Below are 7,907 nucleotides of genomic sequence, written 5' to 3'. Positions count from 1 at the left end.
AAAAAAAGTTTATCATCTAATTTCATAACAGCGCCCTCCATGCCCCATAGATATCCTTAATTAAACCGCCTTTGGAACGCTTTTCGAAGGCCATCTTGATAATTTCTTTTTGGCGCTCTTTTTTAGGTGTCCCGTCCGCTGTTAGATACATCTTGACAGCTTGAGAAAATAACTTCGGATAGACTTTCAAGAGATGAGTATTATCCTCAAAGAATTTGCCCATATGTCGATAATGGTGAAGGTCTTTAAGCACGAAGGAATCCCGCAAGCGCGTTTCGTAAACCGTCATAGCTTGATCACTAACATCCCCGGTCTTAATCGCTTGAGCAGCAACTTCTCCGGCAATCTTACCTGAGATCATGGCTAGATTCGAACCCTCTCGGTTTAAGGAATTCATCAGCATCGCCGTATCCCCTACCACAAGGACTCCCTGGCGATGGAGCCTGGGAACTTGAGTATATCCACCTTCAGGTATTAGGTGAGACAAGTATTCCTTAGTCTCCCCCCCTTGAAGAAGACGTCTAACATAAGGCTTAGATTTCAGATTCTCGAGCAGATCATTGGGGGTCCAGTTATTGCGAATTAAGGGTTGTAGAATAGCCCCAACTCCGATTGAGATAGACTCTTTATTGGTATAAATAAAGCCTACTCCCATCATCCCGGCCGTTGAATCCCCATATAATTCTATCGTAGCCCCTTGTCCTTCATCAAGACAGAAGCGATCTTCTATCTTTTCTTTAGGTAAGGCGATAACTTCCTTGACTGTAACAGCCACCGATTCTGGTTTTAAAGGCTTAGCGAGCCCTGCTTTTACTGCTAAGAAGTTATTTACCCCTTCAGCAATAATCACTACTTTTGCTCCTAAATCCCCTTCAGCGCGTCCAGTACGAACTCCAACCACATCGTCGCCTTTGTATAAGAGATCTTCAACAATCGTTTCCGGAATAATCATGACTCCTGCTTTTTCAGCTTGTTGCGCTAGCCAACGATCAAATTTCACTCTAAAAACAGAATGCGCATTATAGGGTTCACTGGCCCAGGCAGGGTCTCGATATCCCGCTAAGATCGACTCATCCCCGCTTAACATGGCAATTCGTTGTTCTATGATCGGACGCTCTAAAGGTGCCTCTTGCCAAAAATCAGGCACAACTTGGCTGGTTGCTTTTGTGTAAAGGATACCGCCCATTACGTTCTTAGTTCCTGGATAATCTCCACGTTCAATTACGACTGTCTTCATGCCAGCCTGAGCAGCACTGAGCGCGGCAGACAGGCCAGCAGGACCGCCTCCAACGACGATCACATCAAAGTTTTCCATGTTTGCCCCTCCTTAATTTGCCACGCCGTGCTGAAGGCGTTTCTTGAATTCAGCAGTTAGTGCCGGTACTATTTGGAAAAGATCGCCAACGATCCCGTAATTGGCTACTTTTAGAATTGAAGCCTCGGGGTCATTGTTGATGGCAATAATGAAGTCAGAGGTTTCCATCCCGACTAGATGTTGAATTGCCCCTGAAATTCCAATGGCAATATAGACTTTTGGACGAACCGTAACCCCTGATTGCCCTACTTGTTGATCATGAGTCAGCCAGCCTGCCTCCACTGCTCCACGTGAACCAGCAATTGTAGCCCCTAAGACCTCTGCTAATTCTTCGGCAAGTACCATGTTCCTTTTAGCTGCTAGACCCAGACCAACTGCAACAATGATTTCGGCCTTATCCAAGAAAGCACTCTTAGCGTCTGAGGAGATAAACTCGAGGACTTTTGTCCGAATATTAGTTTCATCAAAAAGAATTTCCTCATGAATGAGTTCACCTTCACGACCATCAACACGCTCAGGCATTGCCATAACTCGTGGGCGAACCGTCGCCATTTGTGGTCGGCTGGAACGGCAGAGAATTGTGGCCATAATATTTCCCCCGAAGGCGGGACGGGTCTGTTGAAGGAGTTTCGTCTCTGGGTCAATACCAAGAACTGTACAGTCCGCAGTTAAGCCAGTTTGCACTCTAGTAGCTATAGCCGGAAATACATCTCGCCCCATAGACGTGGCACCCATTAAAATAATCTCAGGTTGATATTTTGTAACGAGACTCGTTATTGCTTCAGCATAAGGCTCCGTACGGTAATCTTTAAGCACAGGATGATCAACCACATAAACTCTCTCAGCACCATAAGCAAAGGCTTCAGGAATTACACTATCTACTTGATGACCGGTAATCACCCCACTGAGTCCACATCCGATGGCATCGGCGAGCTTGCGCCCTTCTCCTAACAGTTCCCAGGATACTGGAGCTACTTTCCCATTGGTATATTCAATAATTACCCAAACTCCACTCCAGACATCTCCTCCGGCAACCGGGACAACTTGTGCAGGAATCGTCTTCTTTTGGTTGTCTTGGGCATAATCTTTCACGGTATCCGGGAGCGGATCCTTCAAATCAAATCTGGCACCCGCTTCAGGATCAAGAGCTTGTGTAGGTTTATTGGCTTGATCAGGAAGATTAAGTGCTAGCGCATTTGTCGGGCAGACTAGAACGCACTTCCCGTTATTATCACATATTTTCGGATTAACGACGGCGATCCCATCAATGAGGTCAAGAGCTTCGATGGGACACTCCACGATACATGCCCCACACCCAATACATTTTGAATTGTCAACGGCGACGGTCATTAGTGCTTTCCTCCCTTCGCTAGGGGATTAACCATAATTATGTTTTGCTGAAATATTTTTTGAACGATCGAAGCCGCAGTTCCGGCCGGGTCTTTTGTACCGTCCATGATTTCTCCCCCACTGCGACCAGGCGGTGCAAAAATTCTTGAAACACTGGTCGGAGATCCTTTAAGACCCATTTGTTTAGTATCAAAGGACAGGGACTTAACATCCCAAACCTCGGGCTCATAGGCGGCAGCTTTCATCATATTTGGTAAGCTGGCGTAGCGTAAGTCATTAAGCTCTTTTTCTACCGTAATTAGGGCAGGTAGCTGAGCTTGAACAACTTGACGACCACTCTCAGTCTTGCGTTCTACAGTGACAGTCGTTTCTGTGAGTTCTCGTATTCTTATGGCATACGTCAATTGAGGGAATCCTAAGCGCTGAGCAATTCCAGGGCCTGTTTGAGCAGTATCTCCGTCGATTGCCTCTTTTCCCGCAAAGACGAGATCAATCGGATCGGTTTCCTGGATCTTTTGCAAGGCGGTTGAAATAATATAAGCCGTCGCTAAGGAGTCAGAGCCTCCAAAAGCACGGTCGCTGAGCAAAATCCCTCGATCAGCCCCAAAGGTCATGGCTTTTTTTAGGGCTTCTTTAGCTTGAGGAGGACCCATACTAACGATGGTTACTTTACCGCCAACTTTTTCCTTAAGGCGAATGGCCTCTTCCAAGCCATGCGCATCATAGGGGTTAATAATCGATGGCACGCCCTCGCGCATGAGGGTATTGGTAATAGGATCGATCCGAACTTCGGATGTATCCGGAACTTGCTTAAGGCAGACCACAAAGTGCACGAAAAACCCCTCCATATTCCATCTTGTTCTAAAATAGTGAAACAATTAAATCTATTTAATCCTATTACATAGCAGCCTAAATATCAAGGCTAATTTCGACATTTTTTTGTTATTCCTAAATAGTTTTTCCAAAAATGCCTTGAGGACTAATTATCCTTTTCAGAGAGATACTTTTCTACTTCAACTGCAGCCAAAGCACCGTCCCCAACAGCGGTCGCGACTTGGCGCAGTGGTGTATTGCGAATATCTCCTGCAGCGTATACCCCTGCTATATTGGTTTGTAAGCGCTGATCGGTCAGAATATACCCTCGTTCATCTGTTTCAATTTCCCCATTAATAAATTGAGCATTAGGATCTGTTCCAACGTAAATAAAAACACCATCAGCGCGAATTTCTCGTTGAGCGCCACTTAGCACATCTAGAATCCGCACGCCCTCTACATGATTCGAGCCAAGGATCTCCTCAATCTTAGCATTAAGTTCAAAGCGAATTTTTGGGTTTTCTTTAGCCCGGTTCATGGCAATCTGAGAAGCACGGAAGCCTGTGCGACGATGGACAATAATCACTTCATCCGCAAACTTGGTAAGATATGTACCCTCTTCAATCGCTGCATCTCCCCCGCCTACTACAACAACCGTTTTTCCTTTGAAAAAGGCCCCGTCACAGGTAGCGCAATAGGAAACGCCCCCTCCACGGAAAACATCCTCACCTGGCACACCCAACAGACGTGGTTTTGAGCCTGCAGTGATAATTACAGAACGAGCTTCCAGTACTTGAGCATTGGTATGGATTTTTTTTATACTTTCTTTAAGATCAAGTTTTTGAACCTCTTCAAAGATAAATTCAACCCCAAACGACAAGGCTTGCTTATGAAATAGATTCATAAGTTCGTACCCATTAATTCCATTTGGAAATCCTGGATAGTTCTCAATGTTCTCTGTAGAAGCTGCTTGACCACCTGGCATTGCCAATTCCACAATAGCTATCTTAAGGCCCCCTCGTGCAGCATAAATTCCAGCAGTAAGCCCTGCAGGGCCAGCACCAACAATTATAACGTCATACATTACTAGCAACTCCTTTTTAATTTAATAATAGTTTGCTATATACCCCTTATGGGTATTATAGTAAGTATACCATATCTTATAGTGTTTTAAAAAGAAAATAGCTATCAATCTAAAAATGTATGAAGGGATTTTGATTTTGTGGGAAGAATATAATATAGAACACCTACTGTCCTAGTATGGCGCATAATTTTAAAGTTAATCACGATTTTCTATATTAAAGGAGGAGTCACTATTGCACCGTTTTTACAAACTTTTTGTAGCCATCATTATACTATTCTCGGTCTTGGTCGCCTCTAGTGGTTTATTCGAAGATTGGTTATGGTTTAAAGATCTCGGTTATACTCAATTATTTTGGACCCCGATTTTAAGTAAAGCACTTTTTCAAGCCGTAAACGGAACAATTCTCTTTATTTTCATTGCTGGAACTTTACTGTCTATTCGTCATGCTATTGTCACCTTCATCAACGAACGATTACGTCTTCGTTTGCGATTAGTTCAGGATATGAACCGCCCAGCCTTTAACCTAAGTCAACGACGGGTTACAGTATGGTTATTGATTATATCTGCAGTCATTAGCTTTGGAATTAGCTTTGTACTAGGTTTCAAAGGCTGGTTGGATGTTTTATCGTTTACTCATGCTACCCAGTTCAACCAAGTCGATCCAATTTTCGGTAAAGATTTAGCGTTTTATTTCTTTCAACTTCCTTTCCTACAGACCTTATTTAATGCTTTTTTTGGACCATTATTTTTGCTGACATTTTTTACTACAATTTTTTATATTATCACTGGCGTTATACGTTTCCGTACAAGAAGGATCTGGCAAAGAGGAGCAGTCACAGTTGGCTCAGATCCAAGGAGGCATCTAGCGTTATTAATTGGAATCCTTTTAGGATTAAAAGCTTTCGGATATTATCTTGAAATTTTTCAGTTACTATATTCTGTCCATGGGCACGTCGTCGGTGCTGGATTCTCAGACTTATATGCGACACTTCCTGCTTTGAAACTTTTAATAGTTCTCAGCCTGCTAGGATCAATCCTAGCCTTCTTCGCGCTTAAATCGAATGATTCTCGCTTATTAACCGTTCCAGTCTCAGGTATTTTCGTAGTCGGAATCCTCATGAATAGTATTTTTCCCGCGCTTGTTCAACAGTTTCTCGTCCTTCCGAATGAACTTCGCAAAGAACAACCGTACATCCAACATGAAGTACAATTGACACGCTTTGGCTATGGTTTAGATCAAATTCAAGATATTGAGTATCCCGGCAACTCACCCATCACGTTGGACGTTTTAAAGGCTGAGCATGCGACACTTAACAACATTCGACTTAACGATGCCCGCCCCATGTTGCAAACCTATAATCAGAAACAGGGTATTAGACTTTATTATAAATTCAATGATATTGATATCGATCGATACACTGTCAATGGTGAATATCGCCAAGTTATGATGGGTCCTCGAGAAATATCAACCCCCGATTTGGATCCTAAAGCCAAGACGTTTGTCAATGAACGTTTCAAATATACACACGGTTTTGGAGCCTCCGCATCCTTTGCTAATGCCGTTACTACTGAAGGTCTCCCCTCCTTTGCTATAAAAGATGTTCCACCTGTCAGTGAGTTCGCAGAATTCAAAATGACCGAACCCAGGATTTATTACGGTGAATTGACCAATGATTGGGTCGTGGCAAATACCTCAGTCAAAGAATTTGATTATCCCCTCGGAAATTCAAATGCTGAAAACTCCTATAAAGGTAAAACCGGACTCCAGTTAACCGCCATCAATAAGCTGATGCTCTCCTTACGCCATGGGACCCCGCGCTTCTACCTGGCTAGTGAAGTGACATCTGCCAGCAAATTGCTGGTATACCGCAATATTATGGAACGTGTTGAAAAGCTGGCACCATTTCTAACCTATGATTTGGATCCTTATATGGTCATAGATAATGGACGTATTAAGTGGATTATTGATGCCTATACCACATCTGATGCCCTTCCCTATTCTAATAGATATCCTAATCAGGGGTTTAACTACATCCGAAATTCAGTCAAAGTGATCATAGATGCCTATGACGGAACCGTTGATTTTTATGCGCTTGATTCGCAAGATCCAATTCTTAAGACCTACATGAAAATATTTCCGGGAGTTTTTAAGGATTTTTCAAGCCTCCCCAAGAACTTAATAGCCCACCTTCGTTATCCTGAAACCCTTTTTAGCGTTCAAAGCAACATGTTAAAAACCTTCCATATGACAAATACTTCTGTTTTCTACAATAAAGAAGATGCTTGGGATATTGCTAAGGAACTGTTTGAGGCTAAACCTCAAAACGTGGCACCTTATTATACCATCATGAAAATTCCAGGTGAAGATAAACCTGAGTTCGTGCTTATGCTTCCATTTACCCCGGCATCAAGTGCTACCAACACAAGAAATAACATGATCGCTTGGATGGCGGCTCGAATGGATGGAGAACATTATGGTGAGCTATTACTCTATAAACTGCCTAAAAATATCGAAATTGACGGCCCATTACAAATTGAGTCTCGTATTGACCAAGACACTGAAATATCCAAACAGCTTTCCTTATGGGATCAGAAAGGTTCAAGCGTGATTCGAGGTAATCTCTTGGCTCTTCCCATCGGTGGAAACTTTCTCTATGTTGAGCCAATCTATCTGCAGTCGGATAAAGGCGGAAGTATTCCTGAAATGAAACGAGTTGTCTTAGCTTATCAAGATCGTTTGGTAATGACCGAAAATATTGGTTCAGCCTTAACCCAACTGTTTGGAGAAGGCGCACCTCAACCGACAACACCAGGGCAAAGCATACCTACTCCTGCTGAGTCACCACAAACCCCAATAACCGAAGTGGATGAACCGAACCTGGTGTCAATAATTGACCAAATGAATCAAATTCGCACCTTACTTGACAGTCTGGAAATCCAGCTTAAAGGATTACAAAGTACTCCTAGTGAAACCCCTCCAAATGAGTAGTTTTGGATACTAACGGATTTTCCCCCAGGGGGCCTTGTCATAGAAATTTAATTTCCATGACGAGGCCCCCCTTTTCTAGTTAAATGCCAAAAGACGAGTCCGAAGACCCGTCCTTTTTGCACTATCAGACATCTATGCCGCTGCGCGATCACAATTCTCTTTTTGCCTTTTCGAGAATGTCCACGGACATTATTATGAGACAGTCCCTTGATTTAACTGAGTATCTAGTGAACCTTAAAAGCTATTATCTAAGATTTAAGAGGTATTAACTCTACTATAGTGGATGTTCCTGAGCGATTTAGTTGGATAAGCTCTGCACCATCTTCTGAGATGTAATTCTCATCCCCTTGTAATTT

At 43.1% G+C, this 7,907-nt stretch carries 5 protein-coding genes; 1 reads left to right on the top strand and 4 read right to left on the bottom strand.

Annotation, left to right across the window (positions count from 1 at the left end):
• Window positions 1-22: 22 nt before the first annotated feature.
• From JL57_RS23170 to trxB, 4 genes are all read right to left on the bottom strand, one after another.
• Window positions 23-1,315 carry an FAD-dependent oxidoreductase gene (locus JL57_RS23170; RefSeq protein WP_034142186.1) on the bottom strand — a complete coding sequence of 431 codons (1,293 nt, stop codon included), beginning with the start codon at window positions 1,313-1,315 and terminating at the stop codon, window positions 23-25.
• Window positions 1,316-1,327: 12 nt separating this feature from the next.
• Window positions 1,328-2,665, bottom strand: coding sequence for an FAD-binding protein (locus JL57_RS23165; protein ID WP_034144299.1), 1,338 nt, complete (start codon window positions 2,663-2,665; stop codon window positions 1,328-1,330).
• Window positions 2,665-3,498, bottom strand: coding sequence for an electron transfer flavoprotein subunit beta/FixA family protein (locus JL57_RS23160; protein ID WP_034144298.1), 834 nt, complete (start codon window positions 3,496-3,498; stop codon window positions 2,665-2,667). The genes JL57_RS23165 and JL57_RS23160 overlap by 1 nt, the downstream gene beginning before the upstream one ends.
• A gap of 146 nt (window positions 3,499-3,644) precedes the next feature.
• The gene (trxB, locus tag JL57_RS23155; protein ID WP_034144297.1) at window positions 3,645-4,562 is read right to left on the bottom strand and encodes a thioredoxin-disulfide reductase; all 918 of its coding nucleotides are present in this window, start codon (window positions 4,560-4,562) and stop codon (window positions 3,645-3,647) included.
• 232 nt (window positions 4,563-4,794) lie between these two features.
• Here trxB and JL57_RS23150 point away from each other — a divergent pair, with 232 nt between their 5' ends.
• Window positions 4,795-7,551 (top strand): UPF0182 family protein, encoded by a 2,757-nt coding sequence (locus JL57_RS23150; protein WP_034144296.1) that lies wholly within the window; start codon window positions 4,795-4,797, stop codon window positions 7,549-7,551.
• Window positions 7,552-7,907: the final 356 nt, after the last annotated feature.

The sequence above is a fragment of the Desulfosporosinus sp. BICA1-9 genome, assembly GCF_000802135.1.
Note: the sequence above shows the minus strand (reverse complement) of the source record. Positions and strands in the feature narration are given on the sequence as shown.

Coding starts and splice junctions, on each gene's coding strand:
- trxB (WP_034144297.1), bottom strand. CDS start 4,562: ATGTATGACGTTATAATTGTTGGTGCTGGCCCTGCAGGGCTTACTGCT.
- JL57_RS23165 (WP_034144299.1), bottom strand. CDS start 2,665: ATGACCGTCGCCGTTGACAATTCAAAATGTATTGGGTGTGGGGCATGT.
- JL57_RS23170 (WP_034142186.1), bottom strand. CDS start 1,315: ATGGAAAACTTTGATGTGATCGTCGTTGGAGGCGGTCCTGCTGGCCTG.